This is a genomic window from Halomonas sp. IOP_31 (assembly GCF_021151495.1).
GTDB classification, from domain to species: Bacteria; Pseudomonadota; Gammaproteobacteria; order Pseudomonadales; family Halomonadaceae; genus Modicisalibacter; species Modicisalibacter zincidurans.
Genome location: NZ_JAIRBP010000003.1, coordinates 137,687 through 154,608 on the forward strand (window position 1 = coordinate 137,687; position 16,922 = coordinate 154,608).

At 66.6% G+C, this 16,922-nt stretch carries 17 protein-coding genes and 1 tRNA gene; 11 read left to right on the top strand and 7 right to left on the bottom strand.

The annotated features are described in order from the left end of the window. Window positions 1-19: 19 nt before the first annotated feature. The 5 genes from K7I12_RS03360 (at window position 20) to ruvX (ending at window position 4,172) form a co-directional block, all read left to right on the top strand. Window positions 20-763 carry a CvfB family protein gene (locus K7I12_RS03360; RefSeq protein WP_231663011.1) on the top strand — a complete coding sequence of 248 codons (744 nt, stop codon included), beginning with the start codon at window positions 20-22 and terminating at the stop codon, window positions 761-763. 372 nt (window positions 764-1,135) lie between these two features. Next, complete coding sequence (gene gshB, locus K7I12_RS03365) at window positions 1,136-2,107, top strand: glutathione synthase (protein WP_231663012.1); 972 nt, start codon at window positions 1,136-1,138, stop codon at window positions 2,105-2,107. Window positions 2,108-2,176: 69 nt separating this feature from the next. After that, window positions 2,177-3,148 (top strand): energy transducer TonB, encoded by a 972-nt coding sequence (locus K7I12_RS03370; RefSeq protein ID WP_231663013.1) that lies wholly within the window; start codon window positions 2,177-2,179, stop codon window positions 3,146-3,148. Between the two features lie 14 nt (window positions 3,149-3,162). Continuing rightward, window positions 3,163-3,720, top strand: coding sequence for a YqgE/AlgH family protein (locus K7I12_RS03375; protein ID WP_031384841.1), 558 nt, complete (start codon window positions 3,163-3,165; stop codon window positions 3,718-3,720). Then, on the top strand, window positions 3,720-4,172 hold the full coding sequence (ruvX, locus tag K7I12_RS03380; RefSeq protein WP_031384840.1) for a Holliday junction resolvase RuvX: 453 nt from the start codon (window positions 3,720-3,722) through the stop codon (window positions 4,170-4,172). Before K7I12_RS03375 ends, ruvX begins: the two co-directional genes overlap by 1 nt. Window positions 4,173-4,259: 87 nt before the next feature. On the opposite strand, the gene K7I12_RS03385 is transcribed toward ruvX, so the two are convergent. Next, entirely contained in the window at window positions 4,260-5,582 is a 1,323-nt protein-coding gene (locus K7I12_RS03385; RefSeq protein WP_231663014.1) for an APC family permease, read from the bottom strand. A 71-nt stretch (window positions 5,583-5,653) separates the two neighbouring features. Continuing rightward, window positions 5,654-6,466 (bottom strand): carbon-nitrogen hydrolase family protein, encoded by an 813-nt coding sequence (locus tag K7I12_RS03390; RefSeq protein WP_031384838.1) that lies wholly within the window; start codon window positions 6,464-6,466, stop codon window positions 5,654-5,656. A gap of 147 nt (window positions 6,467-6,613) precedes the next feature. Between K7I12_RS03390 and K7I12_RS03395 the strand changes: the two genes are divergently transcribed. Then, the gene (locus tag K7I12_RS03395) at window positions 6,614-7,447 is read left to right on the top strand and encodes a helix-turn-helix transcriptional regulator (RefSeq protein ID WP_231663015.1); all 834 of its coding nucleotides are present in this window, start codon (window positions 6,614-6,616) and stop codon (window positions 7,445-7,447) included. A gap of 15 nt (window positions 7,448-7,462) precedes the next feature. On the opposite strand, the gene K7I12_RS03400 is transcribed toward K7I12_RS03395, so the two are convergent. Then, window positions 7,463-8,494, bottom strand: a complete 1,032-nt coding sequence (locus tag K7I12_RS03400) for an aspartate carbamoyltransferase (protein WP_231663017.1) — start codon at window positions 8,492-8,494, stop codon at window positions 7,463-7,465. 223 nt (window positions 8,495-8,717) lie between these two features. Between K7I12_RS03400 and K7I12_RS03405 the strand changes: the two genes are divergently transcribed. Further along, entirely contained in the window at window positions 8,718-9,572 is an 855-nt protein-coding gene (locus tag K7I12_RS03405; RefSeq protein WP_231663019.1) for an SDR family oxidoreductase, read from the top strand. 94 nt (window positions 9,573-9,666) lie between these two features. Here K7I12_RS03405 and K7I12_RS03410 read toward each other — a convergent pair whose 3' ends face one another. After that, entirely contained in the window at window positions 9,667-10,494 is an 828-nt protein-coding gene (locus tag K7I12_RS03410) for an IclR family transcriptional regulator (RefSeq protein WP_231663021.1), read from the bottom strand. Window positions 10,495-10,618: 124 nt separating this feature from the next. Further along, window positions 10,619-11,146, bottom strand: a complete 528-nt coding sequence (gene uraD, locus K7I12_RS03415) for a 2-oxo-4-hydroxy-4-carboxy-5-ureidoimidazoline decarboxylase (RefSeq protein WP_031384833.1) — start codon at window positions 11,144-11,146, stop codon at window positions 10,619-10,621. 169 nt (window positions 11,147-11,315) lie between these two features. On the opposite strand from uraD, the gene uraH reads away from it, so the two are divergent. The 4 genes from uraH (at window position 11,316) to K7I12_RS03435 (ending at window position 14,389) form a co-directional block, all read left to right on the top strand. Then, window positions 11,316-11,669 carry a hydroxyisourate hydrolase gene (gene uraH, locus K7I12_RS03420; protein WP_031384832.1) on the top strand — a complete coding sequence of 118 codons (354 nt, stop codon included), beginning with the start codon at window positions 11,316-11,318 and terminating at the stop codon, window positions 11,667-11,669. Between the two features lie 87 nt (window positions 11,670-11,756). Further along, a complete protein-coding gene (locus K7I12_RS03425) occupies window positions 11,757-12,506 on the top strand; it encodes a GntR family transcriptional regulator (protein ID WP_031384831.1) in 750 nt (249 codons plus the stop codon). A gap of 82 nt (window positions 12,507-12,588) precedes the next feature. Continuing rightward, a tRNA-Arg gene (locus tag K7I12_RS03430) sits at window positions 12,589-12,665 on the top strand. Between the two features lie 782 nt (window positions 12,666-13,447). Continuing rightward, a complete protein-coding gene (locus K7I12_RS03435; protein ID WP_031384830.1) occupies window positions 13,448-14,389 on the top strand; it encodes an IS1595-like element ISHzi1 family transposase in 942 nt (313 codons plus the stop codon). A 114-nt stretch (window positions 14,390-14,503) separates the two neighbouring features. On the opposite strand, the gene K7I12_RS03440 is transcribed toward K7I12_RS03435, so the two are convergent. Then, window positions 14,504-15,346, bottom strand: a complete 843-nt coding sequence (locus K7I12_RS03440) for a nitrilase-related carbon-nitrogen hydrolase (RefSeq protein WP_231663022.1) — start codon at window positions 15,344-15,346, stop codon at window positions 14,504-14,506. 669 nt (window positions 15,347-16,015) lie between these two features. Then, window positions 16,016-16,897 carry a glycine betaine ABC transporter substrate-binding protein gene (locus tag K7I12_RS03445; protein ID WP_031384828.1) on the bottom strand — a complete coding sequence of 294 codons (882 nt, stop codon included), beginning with the start codon at window positions 16,895-16,897 and terminating at the stop codon, window positions 16,016-16,018. Between the last annotated feature and the right edge of the window lie 25 nt (window positions 16,898-16,922).

Here is a 16,922-nt window from a genome sequence, read left to right on the forward strand (position 1 = left end):
CTCTCGTCGGTGATTGTCTATGCCCCGCTCCCAGGATTCTTCCCCGCGTTCACCCGACAGCGCGCGGCGCTCGTCGCCCGAGTCGCGCCCACCGCTTGCCGAGGTCGGCGAGGTGGCGCTGCTCAAGGTGGTCACGGTCAACGCCACCGGCGCGTTTCTCGACTGGGGGCGGCCCAAGGACCTGCTGCTGCCGTTCGGCGAGCAGGATTTCCGCCCGGCGGTGGGCAAGTCGGTGCTGGTGAAGATCAATGTCGATGAGCAAGGCCGGCCGGTGGCCTCGATGCGCCTGGACCGGTTCGTCAAGGACGAGGCCGAGGGGCTGGCCGCGGGCGACGCGGTGACGCTGGTAATCGGCGATCGTACCGAGCTCGGCGTCAAGGCGGTGGTCGAGCACCGCTTCTGGGGCCTTGTGTATCGCGACGAATACCAGGCGGTGGGTTCGCGGCCGCCGCGCCGTGGCGAGCGCCTGACCGGCTACGTGAAGCGCGTCCGTGACGACGGCCGGCTGGATCTGACCCTGCAGCCGCTGGGCGGCGCGCGCCGCGACCTGGCCGGCGAGCGGATCATGGCGGCGCTCGACGACGGCCAGGGCTTCCTGGCGCTCAACGACAAGAGCCCGGCGAGTGCGATCAAGGCGCGGCTGGGGATCAGCAAGAACGCCTTCAAGCAGGCCATCGGCGGGCTCTACCGGCAGCGCCGGATTCGCCTCGAGGCCGCCGGCATCCGTCGCGTGGAGCCCGGTGCCGACCCCGGTGTCGAGTAAGCGCCGCCGCTTGGTCTTGTGACGGCCGCTACGGCATACTGCCGGGATCATTTGGTTCTTCGCAGATCAGCGTGAAACGTCAAGGCCTCGCTATTGGGAATAAATTGCCTCCCACGCGACCCGGCCTGGATGGCCATTTGGAGCATGGGGCCGGGGATTTTTGTGGGAGGGAACTTGTTCCCGATTGGCGCCGCAGGCGCCCGGCATGGCCGGGAAGGTACAGTGCCCGCCGCCATCGCGAATGAATTCGCTCCCGCAAGGACAAGCTAACCGGCAGTGGGCTGTGGAGGGAGCTTGTTCGCGATGATCTGTGCTGCATTTCCCGGCAAAATGCGATGAACCAATCATTTCCACCCATGGAAGACCGCACCGATGAGCGAACGCGCCCTCAAGATCGGGGTGGTGATGGACCCCATCGCCGACATTACCTTCAAGAAGGACACCACGCTGGCCATGTTGTGGGCCGCCCAGTCGCGCGGCGCCTCGCTGTACTACATGGAGCAGGAGGATCTGTACCTGGAGCACGGCCGCTCGATGGCCCGGCTGCGCGCGCTGAGCGCCTTCCGCGATCCGCAGCACTGGCACGAGCTCGGCGAGCCGCGGGCCACGCCGCTGGCCGAACTCGACGTGATCCTGATGCGCAAGGACCCGCCGGTCGACAGCCATTTCCTCAACGCCGTGCACCTGCTGGGCTTCGCCGAACGCGAGGGCGTGCTGGTGGTCAACCCGACCCGCGCGCTGCTCGAGTGCAACGAGAAACTCTTCGCCCAGCAGTTTCCGCAGTGCGTGCCGCCGACGCTGGTGGCGTGCAGCGACAAGGTGCTGCGCGCCTTCCATGCCGAGCATGGCGACGTGATCTTCAAGCCGCTCGACGGCATGGGCGGCACCGGGATCTTTCACGTCCAGCCCGACGGTCGCAACATCGGCGCGATCATCGAGACGCTGACCGAGCGCGGCCGGCGCCAGATCATGGCCCAGCGCTACCTGCCCGAGATCAAGGACGGCGATACGCGCATCCTGCTGATCGACGGCGAGCCGGTGCCCTACGGCCTGGCGCGGGTGCCGATGGCCGGCGAGACCCGCGGCAACCTGGCGGCCGGCGGCCAGGGCCGCGCACGGGAGCTGACCGCGCGCGATCACTGGCTGATCGAGCAGGTCCAGCCAATGATCCGCGACAAGGGACTGATGTTCGTCGGCCTCGACGTGATCGGCGACTACATCACCGAGATCAACGTCACCAGCCCGACCTGCGTGCGCGAGATCGACGATCAGCGCGGCACCGACATCGCCGGCCTGCTGATGGACGTCGTCGAGCGGCGCCTCGGCGAGCTTCGGCTGCGCTGAGTGGTGGCCGGCTCGCCGTTGCCGCACGAGGGCGAGGGGGCGCGGGGGACGAAGAGAGAGAACAGCGTCATGGCGTTCGTGACTGATCCGATCCGCTATGCCCCGGTCAACCGCGGCTACCGCCAATGGCTGGCGGGTGGCCTGGCGGTGGCGTTGCATGGGGTGGTGATCGCCGTGGCCATGCAATGGCAGTGGGCACCGCCGATCAAGCACCGCGAGCCGGCCAGCATCGACGTGGTGCTGGCCCGCCAGCCGGCGGTCGAGCCGCAGGCCGCCCAGGCGATCGCCGCCGCCGCTCAGCGGGCCTCGGGTCCGGAGTCCGCCGGCCGCACGGTCGAAGAGCAGGTGGCCTCGCGTGTGGCTGCGCCACCGGCCCCGCCGCAGCCACAGGCACCGGCGAGCCCCGAAGCGCCGCCCGCACCCCAGCAGGCGCCGGAGCCTGACTCCGCTCCCGAGCCATCGGCGCCGGAGCCGCCACCGGAGCCCGAACCCGCGCCGCAGCCGCCGAGCCCCGAGCCGCCGCCCAAGCCCGAGTCAGCCCCCCAGCCCGAGGCGCCCCCGGAGCCGGCGACGCCGCCCAAAGCTTCGTCACCGCCCAAGACCTCGTCACAGCCCGATGCTCAGGCGCTGCTCGCCCAGGCGTCGGCCAGCGTGCGCGAGCGCGGCTTCGATTCGAGCGCGGCCGGCGGTGGCGACGACAGCGCCAGCGACAGCCAGAAGGCCGCGCAACGCGCCGCCAAGGCGCGCTATATCGATGCCTGGTCGCGACGCGTCGAGGAGTACGGCAATCGTTATTACCCGGCCCCCGAGGCGCTGGACGGCCAACTGCGTATCCGCGTGGTGATCGGCCGCGACGGTCAGCTACGCCAGGCAGAGGTGATACAATCCTCGCAACAGCCCGAACTCGACCGGGCCGCACTCGACACGGTGCGCGGCGCGGCGCCCTACCGGCCCTTCGACCGGGGCATGGGCGAGCGCGACAGCCTGACCATCACGCGGGTCTGGCAGTACGGGAAAGGCAACAATTTCGGCGTGCGTTGACGCCCGGGAGACCCATGCAAAGCTTGCGCAATCATTTCCTGCTGGCGATGCCTCATCTCGAGGACCCCAATTTCGCCGGGAGCCTGAGTTACCTGTGCGACCACGACGACAACGGCACCATGGGGGTGATCATCAATCATCCGCTGGAGCTGACCCTCGATGCGCTGCTCGAGCAGCTCGAACTCGATGCCGAGGAGTGCCCGATGCGCGACCAGCCGGTCTACTTCGGTGGGCCGACCCATCGCGATCGCGGCTTCATCCTGCATCGCGGCAGCAGTGCGCCGTGGGATTCCAGCATCCAGGTCGCCGACGACGTGGCGCTGACCACCTCGATGGACATGCTGCAGGCGATCGCCGCCGGCGACGGCCCCGAGCAGTTCATCGTCTGCCTGGGCTGCTGCGGCTGGGGTGGCGGCCAGCTCGAGGAGGAGCTCAAGGACAACACCTGGCTGACCGTCGAGGCCCAGCCGGGGGTGATCTTCGACCTGCCGGCCGAGCAGCGGCTCAATGCCGCGGCGGGCATCCTCGGGGTCGATCTCAACCTGCTCACCAGCCAGGCCGGCCACAGCTGATGGCCGCGGTGGGGCAGCGGCTGGTGCTGGCGTTCGACTTCGGCACCCGGCGCATCGGCGTGGCGGTGGGCAACGAGCTGATCCGCCGCGCCACGGCGCTCGACCCGCTACCCGCCCGCGACGGCATTCCCGACTGGAACGTGGTCTCGCGGCTGGTCGAGGAGTGGCAGCCCGATCTGTTCGTGGTCGGGCTGCCGCTCAACATGGACGACAGCGAATCCGACATGAGCCGGCGCGCGCGCAAGTTCGGCAAGCGGCTCTACGGGCGCTACGGCAAGCCCTGCGAGATGGCCGACGAGCGCGGCTCGACCCGCGAGGCCAAGACCATCGCTCGCGGCCTCGGTCATCGCGGCAACTACCGCGAGGAGAGCGTCGACGGGCTGGCCGCGCAATTGATTCTCGAAAGCTGGTTCGCCAGGGATGAGGGACTGCCGGCGCGGCCCTTTGGCTGAACCGCACAGCACGTTACACACGACACGGCCGGCCCCTGGAGGCTGGCCGTGGTCGTTTGCAGTGGTTCACCCGCTTAGCTAGCCGAATCAGCCATCCAGGTGCAGCTCCGGCGTCGGCCGGCTGAAGCCGCGGGTCAGCCAGGTCAGCCAGGCGAGGCCGCAGGCCAGCCAGATGCTGCCCAGGGTGACGGCCAGAGGATCGAGGCTGGCCATCAGCCACAAGATCGCGACCAGGCCGATCAGCGGGCAGGCCAGGAACCACAGCGTATCGAGGCCGCCGCGCCGGCGTTCCTTGAGGTAGTAATGGCAGATCACGGCGGCATTGACCAGGGCGAAGGCCAGGAAGGCGCCGAAGTTGATGAACGAGGCCGCCGAGAGCACGTCCATGGTCAGCGCCAGCAGCGCCACGAGGCCGCTCAGCACCAGCCCGCCGATCGGCGTGCCGAAGCGCCCCAGGCGGCCCAGCCAGCGCTTGGGCAGCACGTCGTCGCGGCCCATGGCGTAGATCAGCCGGGCGCCACTGGCCTGGGCGGCGATGCCCGAGGCGAACTGGCCGACGATCAGGCCGATTAGGAAGACCGTGACGAAGATGTCGCCGCCGATGTTGCGGGCGATGTCGTAGGCGGCGGCATCGGGGTTGGCGAAGTCGGTGCCCGGGGCGGCGAGCTGCACGAAGTAGGATACGACGATGAAGATCAGTCCGCCGATCAGGGTAATCAGCAGGATGGCGCGCGGCAGGTTGCGCTGCGGGTCCTTGGTTTCCTCAGTCAGGGTGGTCACGGCGTCGAAGCCGAGGAAGGAGTAGCAGGCCATCGCCGCGCCGGCCATCAGCGTCGCCAGCGAGGCCGAGGACTCGGCGCCGAGGAACGGTGCCAGACTCCAGAACGGCTGGCTGGCATCGCCGAGCACGTAATGCACGGCGAGGCCGACGAAGGCGACGAGCACCAGCACCTGCACCAGCATCATCACGCTGTTGACCAGGCTGGCGAGCCTGAGGCCCAGCACGTTGATCACCGTGGTCACGCCGATGAACGCCAGTAGCCACACCGCCTGGGGGATCGCCGGGAAGGCCGAGTTGAGGTAGGCAGCGCCGATCAGCCAGATCACCATCGGCAGGAACAGGTAGTCGAGCAGGATCGCCCAGCCGGCGATGAAGCCCAGCCGGTCGTCGATGGCGTGGCGCACGTAGGCATAGGCCGAGCCGGCCACCGGGTAGGCGCTGGCCATGCGGCCATAGCTATGGGCGGTGAACAGCATCGCGATCAGCGCGGCCAGGTAGGCGCCGGATACCGCGCCGTCGGTAATCACGGCGAGCACGCCGAAGGTGCCCAGCACGATGATCGGGGTCATGTAGGCCAGGCCGAACAGCACTACCTGGCCCAGCGAAAGGGTCTTCTTCATCTCGGACATCGTCGCCTCCTATTTGTGGTTGTCGCGACTGTGGGGGTTATGGCTTGCTGCGGTTGAGTGGAATGGCGGGCTTAGGCGAAGTGCCAGACCCGGCCCAGCGGTGTCTCCTCGCTGTGCCCCGGCAGGGCGAGGCGACGATCGCGGAGGTAGTCGTAAGTGCGGCGGGCGTGTGCGAGCCGCTCGCCGTCGAGGGTCAGGGTGGTCACGCGCTCCTCGCGGCCGGCGCGGAACAGCAGCTCGCCGTCGGGCGCCACCAGCGCGCTCTCGCCGGCGAAGGTCAGCCCCGCCCCCTCGCCGACGCGGTTGGCCATGGCCAGGAAGCACTGGTTTTCCTGGGCGCGGACCTGGGCGGCGCGGGCGTGCACCGGGCCGTAGGGGTCCATGTTGCCGTTGGTGACCACCAGCAGGTCGGTGCCCATGGCGGCCAGGGCGCGGGCGGGTTCGGGAAATTCCAGGTCGTAGCAGATCAGCAGGCCGATCCGGTAGCCGCGCCAGGCGACGCAACTGACGCTGTCGCCGGGGCTGACCAGTTCACGCTCGTCGGGCCACAGGTGGGTCTTGCGATAGCGCAGCGCGGGGCCCTGCTCGGGGGTGATCAGCACGGTGGTGTTGTAGACCGCTTCCCCGGCGCGCTCGAGCAGGCCCAGCGCCAGGGCGGTATCGTATTCGCGGCTAAGCTCGATCAGCGTGGCCAGTTCGGGGCCGTCGAGCGTCAGCGCCCGGTCGGCGACGTGGCCGGGTTCGGCGAAGCCGGTCAGTTGGGTCTCGGGGAAGACCATCAGCTCAGTGGCCGGGTCGCTGTCGCGAATGCAGTCGACGACGCGGGACAGGTTGCTGGCGATGTCGCCCTCGCGGCTGGCCAGTTGAGCCAAGGCTATCTGCATGGAAGCTCCGACGTGTTATTGCTGTGCGATGATCGGTTGTATTCAGTATCCGGACTCAGGCGGCGCTGCCTATCCCATGAACGGGTTACCCCGCGCGGATAAGATGGCTCGGCGCATGAGCGGCGAAAGGGATCAGCGAGGTGGGAGATGGTGGGGCGTAACGCGCAAGAGGATCGGTCCGGCGGTTCGATGGCCTGCCTGGCCAGCTTGGAAAGTCTCGCCTGGCACCGCAGCTTCGCGGGGCTGGTCGACAAGCTGGATACGGGCGACTTCTGGCTCGCCGTGGTGCGCACGCTGGGCGCGCACGTAGACTTCAACACCTGGGTGGCGCTGATCTTCGACCCCCGCGAGCCGCCGCGCATCCTCGCCGAGAGCGACGAGGACGACGGCTCGGACGAGTCGCTGTTCCAGGATTACCAGCGTGGGCTCTACCTGCTCGACCCGTTCTACATCGACGCCAGGGGGCGCGGGCGTTCGGGACTCTTCACCCTGGCCGACGTGGCCCCGCAGCGCTTCACCCAAACCGAGTACTACCAGCGCTACTTCCAGCGCAACATCGTCGCCGACGAGATCCAGTTCAACTGCGTGCTGGGCGGCGAGCGTACGCTGTGCCTGTCGCTGGGTTCGGTGGTGGCGTTCGACCACGCCACGCTGGGTCTTTTGAGCCTGATTCAGCCCTGGCTACTGGCGCTGATGGGCCAGCGCATGCACTTCGAGAGCGAACCGGGCACGCGCCCCGGGCCGCACCCCTGGCACCCCGACCCGGAGCCCGCCCAGCCGCTGGAAGCGCGGCCCGCGCTGACCGAGCGCGAACGCGAGATCAGCCAGTTGATGCTGGCCGGCGGCTCGACCAAGGAGATCGCCCGGCGGCTGTCGATCTCGGTGGAAACCGTGCGCGCCCACAAGAAGCACATCTACGTCAAGCTGGGCATCAATTCCCAGTCGGAGCTGTTCTCGCTGTTCTGGCAGGCGCGTCGCTGAACTCTGAAAACGAGCCTAGAGGCTGGCGTCGTCGGCGCCGTACTGTGCCGGCACGAACCAGCGCACGTCGCGCATCTCCTGCTCGATCAGATCCTCGACCTTGAGCAGCGTGGCGAAGATCGCCATGCGCATCGGGATGCCGTTGTCGGTCTGGCGGAAGATCGCCAGGCGCGGGTCGCCGTTGAGATCGACGCTGAGGTCGTTGGTCCCCGGGCGGCTGTCGCGCGGCAGCGGATGCATGACGAGGGTGGTGGCGCTGCAGTGGTTGTCGAGAAAGGCGCGATCGACGCGGAAGTCCTGCGAGACCCCGGCGAAGCTTTCCGACAGCTCGTCGGTGAAGCGCTCCTTCTGGATCCGCGTGGTGTAGACCACGTCCAGATCGCGGAAGTCGCTGTCGAGACTCTCGCGCTGCTCGACGCGGTGCCCGCGGGAGGCGACCAGATCGACCAGCTGGCTGGGCATCTCCAGCCCCGGCGGCGAAACCAGGGTGATGCGCAGCGGCGCGTAGAGCGACAGCAGCTTGATCAGCGAATGCACGGTGCGGCCGTGCTTGAGATCGCCGGTGAGCAGCAGGTGGGCGCCGCCCAAGTGCTTGCCGAGCCGGGTGAACTCCTTGTCGATGGTGTACAGATCGAGCAGCGCCTGACTGGGGTGCTCGCCGGGGCCGTCGCCGCCGTTGATCACCGGCACGTTGGTCGCCTCGGCGAACTCGGCCACCGAGCCCTGGTCCGGGTGGCGCATGACGATGGCGTCGCAATAGCCGCTCATCACCCGGCTGGTGTCGTAGAGCGATTCGCCCTTGGCCATCGACGAGAAGGTGAAGCCGGTGGTGTCGCAGACGCTGCCGCCGAGCCGGCAGAACGCCGCATTGAAGCTGACCCGGGTGCGCGTGCTGGCCTCGAAGAACAGGTTGCCGAGCACCGCGCCCTCCAGCACCCGGGTGACCTTGCGGCGTTGGGCGATCGGCTCCATGCGGCTGGCCACGCGCAGCAGGTGATCGACGTGATCCTTGGACAACGAATCGACGGACAGCAGGTGGGTGTTCATCGCGGGCCTCGCAGTGTGCCGGGGAAAGTGTGCCGAGAAGAAAGTTTGTCGGAAGAGAATGTGCCGGGAAATGGCCGTTAGTGTAACGACGAACGCCGCTGACGGCATCTTGTTGAGCGGCTTGCCGATGACTGTCAGGAGCTTCTACCTTGCTAGGAGATACACGCGCCGCGGGATGGCGGCGCGGCCGACGAGTGACACGTGCGACAAAGGAGTGAGGCACATGGCCGAACAGCAGCACCCCCCCCAGGAACAGCACAAGCAGCCCGGCGACGAGTACGCGATGCGCCCCGCGCCGGAATTCATCCGCGACAGCTATCGCGGTACCGACAAGCTCAAGGACAAGGTGGCGATCATCACCGGCGGCGACAGCGGCATCGGTCGCGCCGTGGCCCTGCATTTCGCCCGCGAGGGTGCGGATTGCGTGCTCGCCTATCTTGACGAGGAGCGCGACGCCGAGGATACCCGTGCGCTGGTCGAGGCCGAAGGACGGCGCTGCGAGCTGATCCAGGGCGATGTCGGCGACCCGGCGTTCTGTCGCGAGATCGTCGAGCGCGCCATGAGCGCGTTCGGCCGGATCAACACCCTGGTCAACAACGCCGCCGAGCAGTACGACTGGGACGACATCAGCGAGATCCCCGACGAGCAGCTGGTGCGGACTTTCCAGACCAACCTCTTCAGCCATTTCTACCTGGTCAAGCAGGCGCTGCCGCACCTGCACGAGGGCGACACGATCATCGCCACGTCGTCGGTCAATGCCTTCAAGGGCAACAAGACGCTGATCGATTACACGGCGACCAAGGGCGCGATCCAGGGGCTGGTGCGTTCGCTCTCGCAATCGCTGGTGGGGCGCGGCATCCGCGTCAACGCAGTGGCGCCCGGGCCGGTCTGGACGCCGCTGATCCCGGCCAGCTTCAGCGCCGAGAAGGTCGAGGGCTTTGGCGGTCAGGTGCCGATGGATCGCCCCGGCCAGCCCAGCGAGATGGGGCCGGCCTATGTCTACCTGGCCAGCGAGGAGTCCTCGTACATGACCGGCCAGACCCTGCATCTCAACGGCGGCGTGATCCTCAACACCTGAGCCCGGCGCATCGGGACGGCTCAATGGCGTAGACTGCGTGTCTCAACCCCACGATGCTCAGCCGATCGCTGAGGCCGGGCGAGCGGTTTTCCGGTCAGGGCTGCGGCACGCGACCGCCGAGTTGCTCGCTGATCTCCCGCGCGGCGCGGCTGACCAGACCGCCGAGCTCGACCAGGCGCGCTTCGGGTATCCGTGCCACCGGCCCGGATACCGAGATGGCGGCCAGTGGCAGGCCGTCCTGGTCGTGCAGCGAGGCGGCCACGCAATTAAGCCCGATGGCGTGTTCCTCCCGGTCGCAGGCGTAACCCTGATGGCGGATGGTGGCCAGGCTCTCGCGCAGCCGCGCCGGAGTGTCGAGGGTGTTCTCGGTGACGCGGCTGAGCCCGCGGGATTGCAGGATGCGCTCGACCTCGCGTTCCGGCAGCCAGGCGAGCAGCGCCTTGCCCACGCCCGAGGCGTGAAGCGGGGCGCGTGAGCCCAGCCGGGTGATCATGCGCATCATCTGCGGCGATTCGCTCTGGGCGAGGAACACCGCCATGCCATCGTCGCGGATCGCCAGGTTGGCGGTCTCGCCGCTGTCCTGAGTCAGCCGGCGCAGGTAGGGGCGGGCGGTGGCGACGAAGTCGCGCGCCTCGAGGAAGGTGTTGCCGACCTGGAAGGTCTTGACGCCGATCTTCCACAGCCCCAGCTCGGTGTCCTGCATAATGTAGCCCTGCCTGTGCAGGGCCTGCAGCAGGCGGTGAGTAGTCGACGGTGCCAGGCCGACGATCTGGGCGATGTCCGACAGGCCGAGCCCGCCCGGGGCCGCCGCCAGCCCTTCGAGAATATTCAAGCCGCGGACCAGCGATTGGCTGTGACCGCCGACGTTCCTGGCGGAACTCGCCGGGCGGCCGACCGGCTTGCGCTTGCTCTCTACTGTCACGCCCCGTTCTCCGTGTCGCTTGAACTTGCCGATTCAAGCGACCCAGAATACACGCTCGCGTGGCGCCTGTCCGCCGTTGCGGAATCGCTTTCCATCTTGCCTGCGTGCCCTCTCGGCGGCTGGCTCACGACCCGGCGCGGGCCTCCAGGCGCAGCCGGGCGATGCGATTGACCTCGCCGATGGCGGTGCGTCGCTCCTGCTCGGGGGTGTGTTCGAGGCGGCGCTCGAAGGCGGCGAGAATCCGCTGGCGATCGCTGCCCGTGACCGCCATCACGAAGGGAAAGCCAAAGCGCTGCTGGTAACTTGCGTTGTAGCGATGAAAGCGCGCGTACTCCTCGGGTCTGCACTGGTCGAGCCCGGCGCCGGCCTGCTCGCGGCTGGAATCGGCGGTCAGCTCGCCACGCTCGGCGGCCTTGCCGGCCAGATCCGGGTGGGCGCGGATCACCGCCAGCTGGCGCTCGGCCGGGGCCGCGTCGAGGACCGCCGCCAGCGCGGTGGCCAGCCCCTCGGCAGTATCCTGTTCGGTATCCAGCCCGGCGTCCCAGGCCGATTCGGCGATCCACGGCGAGTGTTCGTAGACCTCGCCGTAGTGGCTGACGAAGGCGTCGCGCCCCAGCGTGCTGGGGCGCGGGTTGAGAAGCGGGGCGCTCATCTCGGTGGTCTCCCTGGTCGCACTGTATCGAGTTAATCGCGGGCAGGCGCTTGCCTGCCCGGCGTGGAACAGGCCACCATTAAACGGTATACGAATCCGTTATGAAACGTGTCGTGAGCCCGCGCGCCGATTCGCCGCGGCATCGACACGAGAGCAAGGAGTACAGCCGATGGGACGCTTGACCACGCACGTTCTGGACACCGCCTCGGGGCGGCCCGGCAACGGCCTGCGCATCGAGGTCTTCCGCTTCGACGGCGACGATCGGATTTCGCTGGGCGAGGCGGTCACCAACGACGATGGCCGTTGCGATGCGCCGATCCTCGAAGGCGAGTCCTTCACGGCCGGCGAATATGAATTGCTGTTCCATGCCGGCGATTATCTCGATGCACGGGGCGCCGGCGGCGAGCGGCCGCGTTTTCTCGATCGCATTCCGTTGCGCTTCGGGGTCGCCGATGCCAGCCAGCACTACCATGTGCCGCTGCTGCTGTCGCCATTCGGCTATTCCACCTACCGCGGCAGTTGATGAGCCCGCCCGGCGCATGTCGCCTGCGCCGGGCCGGGGCGTATACAATGGCTTGCTTCGACGACGACTGATGCGGGGACTCCGAGCATGACCGAGCGCCAGCAATCGCCCGATGCCGTGGCGGGCCGTGGCGAACCGGCAAGACGCCGGCGCGGCAAGGACGGCGACGGCGCGCAGCGCCATGAGGTCATCTACCGGGCCATCAGCAACGCGATCGTCGAACACCGCCTGCGCCCGGGGGCGCGGCTGCGCGAGGACGCCCTGGCCGAAGTCTTCGATATCAGCCGTACCGGCATTCGCAAGATTCTCCAGCGCCTCGCCCACGAGCAACTGGTGACGCTGACCCCGCGTCGCGGCGCCAGCGTCACCCGGCCCACCGCCGAGGAGGCCCACGACGTCTTCGCCGCACGACAACTGGTCGAGTGCGGGATCATGGCGGACGTCGCCCGGCGCATGGCCGCCCCTGAAGCACGGGCGCTGCGCGAGCTTGCCGCCCGCGAACGCCAGCTGCTCAGGCAGGGCGAGCAGAGCGTGGCGATCAAGCTCTCCGCCGAGTTCCACGAGCGCCTGGCCGGGCTGAGCGGCAATGCGACGCTGGCCGAGTTCGTCGGCCGGCTGTGCTCGCGCTCGTCGTTGATCCTTGCCGTGTATGGCGGCGCCGGCCATCTGGGCTGCGAGTCGCACGATCACGACGAGCTGATCGGCCATCTCGAAGCCGGCCGCGGCGAGCGGGCGGCGGCATTCATGAGTCGCCACCTCAAGGCGATCGAGGCCTCGCTGTCGATCGAGGAAGCGCGCGACGAGGCCCCCGACCTGCGCGAGATCTTCGCCCGCTAGCCGGTGCGGCGCCGGCTATGGACACCTCGGGGGCGAGCAGGTACGATACGGCGCGTTGATGGCGCTGCGGCGCACGATCAAACCGCCCTTAGCTCAGCTGGATAGAGCGTTGCCCTCCGGAGGCAAAGGTCGAAGGTTCGAATCCTTCAGGGCGGGCCAGAAATTGCTGCGAAAACCGCCACTTATGGATAACGCCGGGTGGCGGTTTTTCGTTGTTGGCTTTCTAGGTTCCATACAGGTTCCATGCGTCATGAACTCGCGGGCCAGGATCGCAGAGTTGATCGCTGGCAAGGATGGTCACCAAGGTCAGGGATTCTGCGAACTGCCAGCAGAGTCTCGAAGGCTGGCGCCAAGCGGGCTTTTGCATGTTGCCGTTTCTTGTTGCCCTCGCCTCGTCAGCGGTTGCGCGCCCCGGAAGTCCGCATCGACATCTGATCGCTGGCACTTGCTCGGGTGAGTTACGAATCAAACGAAACTTTGGCTCCGGTTTCCGGCGCCAGCGGCTCAAGAATCGCCCCACCCCCTACCTTGCCGGTACGCGGCGCCAAGTGCGTACCTATGGTGCGTACCAGTGCGAACCTGCCGCGCGAACCAGCAGCCCCCATGTTGGCTTTTGTCTACCAGTAGGCGGCGCCATCACCTCAACAAACTTCAACATCAAATCGGCAGCTTCGGCAGCTCTCAACCGCTCAACCATGCGGGTTTTCGCCACGTGGTGGTGGCGACCAGGCGATGCCGTCCTTTTCTAGTCGGGAAAAATCATCCTCGCCTCTCATCAGTCGGCAGTAGGCGTCGCGTGCCGCCTTTGATGGCCTGGGGCTGGGGTTGCGTCGTCTCATGGTGTCGCACCTCTCAGCATTACCTGATTACTCATGTTGATCAGCCACCACCCCGTCAGTCTCTCCTATACTGATGTTATGTCCAGTAGAGGAGGTGACGTCATGGCACGCAATCCTATCCAGTTCCAGCCCGGCCTGTCGTTGCCGGCGTTTCTCGAGCAGTACGGCACGGAAGCGCAATGCCAGGCAGCCCTCTTCCAGCATCGCTGGCCCAAGGGGTTCGTGTGCCCCGACTGTGGCAACACCACGGGCTGCCGGCTGTCGCGGGGGCTCTACCAGTGCCATCGCTGCCATCATCAGACCTCGCTGACTGCCGGTACCATCTTCCATGCCACGCACCTGCCGTTGACCACCTGGTTTCTGGCCATCTATTTGCTGACCCAGCGCAAGAGCGGTATCTCAGCGCTGCAGCTGTCCCGGGAGCTCGGCGTCAGCTACAACACCGCCTGGAAGCTCAAGCACAAGCTGCTGCAGGTCATGCACGAGCGCAACCAAGGAGAGCGGCTCTCCGGCCGCATCGAGCTGGATGATGCCTACCTGGGAGGTGAACGACCGGGAAAGCGCGGGCGCGGCGCTGAGCACAAGTTCCCATTCGTGGCGGCCGTACAAACCGATGAGGAAGGCCACCCACTGCGTGTTCAGCTTCGCCGCGTGAGCGGCTTCACCCTCACCGAGATCCGTCGCTACGCCCACCAGGCCATTGCCCCTGGGAGCCATGTCATCAGCGACGGCCTCGGGTGTTTCCGAGCCTTCGACACACCCCTCTACGTCCATGACTGCCACATCACCGGGGGTGGACGTGCCAGCGTGGAGAATCCCGAGTTCAACTGGGTCAACACCCTGCTGGGTAACGTCAAGAACGCCATCACGGGCACTTACCATGCCATCCGCGGGCAGCATGCCCCACGCTACCTGGCCGAGTTCGAGTACCGATTCAATCGACGCTATGACCTCAAGGCCATGATCCCGCGCTTTCTCACGGTGGCGGCGAAAACACCGCCAATGCCGTATCGGTTCCTGAAGATGGCTGACTGTTATGCGTAATCAGGTCAATTTTTGACTGCCTAAACGCCGCAAACACACTCGGCGCCTTCCCCTGGGAGGCGCCGAGTGTCGTTTTGGGCCGGGTAATGCGACGTGTCGCCGGTGTCTCGCTGGTTAGCGGTAGCCGTCCATCAGGCGGCGCACCAGCGGCGTATCGGCGTTGCGGTGGGTGGGCAATTCGAAGCGGGCGCGGGCAATGGCGGTGCGCGAGAGGGTGGCAGTGATCAGCCCCTCGCCGACCTCGGCCAAGGCCAGGGTCTCGCCTTGTGGGCCGAGAATGCATGAACCGCCCCAGAAGTGGCTGTCGCCTTCAGGGCCGTAGCGGTTGGCCATGACCACGGGCGTGCCGTAGGTCATGGCGTAGAACTGCAGGTTGAGGGGCCAGTTCTTTTCGTTGGAAAAATCGTCGCTGACGATGCCCGAGGCCGAGTTGATCGGCGCGCACAGCACGGTGGGGCGGGCCAGCAGGGCGGCGTGTACCAGCCCCGGGTTCCACAGGTCGGCGCAGATCAGCGAGGTCGCCGACCAACCGGGGCGCACCGCGAGGTGGGTCAGCCTGTTGCCATGCGTGAACAGTTTGCCCTCTTCCAGGCCGCCGTAGGTGGGCAGGTTGAGCTTGCGATGCACGGCCTGGAGCTTGCCGTGCTGAAGGATTGCCAGGGCGTTGTAGCATTCGCCGGGGCTGGCTTCCTCGACGAATCCCACCACCACCTGCATTTCGCCGGCGGCGCGGGCGAGCTCGGCCAGACGCGGGTCATGGGTCGGGCAGGCCACGTCGATTACCCGGTTGCCCAGGCCGTAGCCGGTCAGCGAGAGCTCGGGGAAGACCAGTAATTCGAGCCCCGCGCGGCGTGCGTCGGCGATGAACGCGAGATGAGGTTCGAGGTTGGTGTCGACCTCGCCGAGGCTGGCGTTGATCTGCGCGGCGCCGACGCGCAAGTGATCCTGATAGTGCATGGTGGACTCTCGATGTTGTGAATAAAAAGGTTCATCGCAGATCAGCGTGAAACGTTAAGGCCCCGCTATTGGGAATAAACTCTCTCCCACGCAAACCAGCCTGGATGGCCCACTGGAGCATGGGGACGCCGGTGGGAGGGAAGTGGTTCGCGATTGGCGCCGCAGGCGCCCGGCATGGCCGGGGAGGTGCAGTGCCCGCCGCCATCGCGAATAAATTCGCTCCCGCAAGGGCAAGCTAACCGGCAGGGGGCTGTGGGAGGGAGCTGGTTCGCGATGATCTTTGCCGCCTTTCCCGGCAAAATGCGAAGAACCTGATATTTGGCGAATACCTCGGCGTCCGACAGGGGCTGGTCCGGGTTGCCGCGTGTCTCGCTCTCGACGATCTCGCCACTGGCGAGATGCAGTCGGGCACGCGCCCAGCGGCGTACGGGTGGCGCCGGCCGCCACGCCCAGCAAATCGAGCAGGCAGCGCTTGGCCTGATGAAGTGCTGCATCGTCGAGGTTCGAAAGATCGAACCGATGCATCCAGTCGAGAGGGGCGTGGTCGTGCATGGCAGGGGGCTCGGGGCTGGCAGTTGGCGAAGCAGCGGATGATGCAGAAAGAAGGCCGCGCGGGGCGGCCTTCGTCATGATCGAACACGGTAGGACATGGCCCCATTCAGATGCCGATCACAGCAGATCATGTTTCTTGAGGAAGTTTTCGGCGACCTGTTCGACGCTCTTCTTGTCGACGTCGACCTTGGCGTTGAGCGAGGCCATGACGTCATCGTTCAGAAGCGCCGAGAGCTTGTTCATCTGTTCATCCAGCTTCGGGTTGGCTTCCAGGGTGTCCTTGCGCACGACCGGGGTCAGTGCGTAGGCCGGGAAGAACTGCTTGTCATCTTCCAGCGTCACCAGGTTATAGGCCGGGATACGTCCGTCGGTGGAATAGGCGATGGATACGTCGACTTGATCGTCGCGCAAGGTGGGCAGGGTCAGGCCGAAATCCATACGCTTGATGTTGGGGCGGCCGAATTGGAAATCGTAGGTCTTTTGCAATGGCCGCAGGCCGTCTTCACGGGCGTAGAACTCCGCGTTGGAGGCGAAGGTAAGCGTCTCCCCGTTGTTGATGGTCTCGGCAAGATCGGAGATCGTTTCGATATCCCGCGCTTTGGCATCGTCGGCACGCATGGTGAGGGCATAGGTATTGTTGGCATCGGAGGGTTCGAGCCAGACGAGCCCCTTCTCGGCATCGAGCTTCTTGACACGCTGATACGTCTCTTCGGGGGAGAGCTTCTCGGTAACATTGTTATAGGTGATCAGCGATGTGCCGGTGTACTCCCAATAGAGATCGACCTGGCCGTTTACCTGGGCTTGGCGGAGTATGGTGGAGCCCATGCCGGCGCGTTTTTCGACGTCATAGCCGAGCTCTTCCAAGTATTGGGTGGTCATGCTCGACAGGATGAGCTGCTCGGTAAAACCCTTGCCTCCCACCACGATTTCGTTGGCCTGAGCGGTGGCCATGGTGCCGGCCAGTGCCGCGCCGGTCAGTAGGGTCATCAAGGTTTTCATGGTGTCACTCCTGTTGTGAATTGTC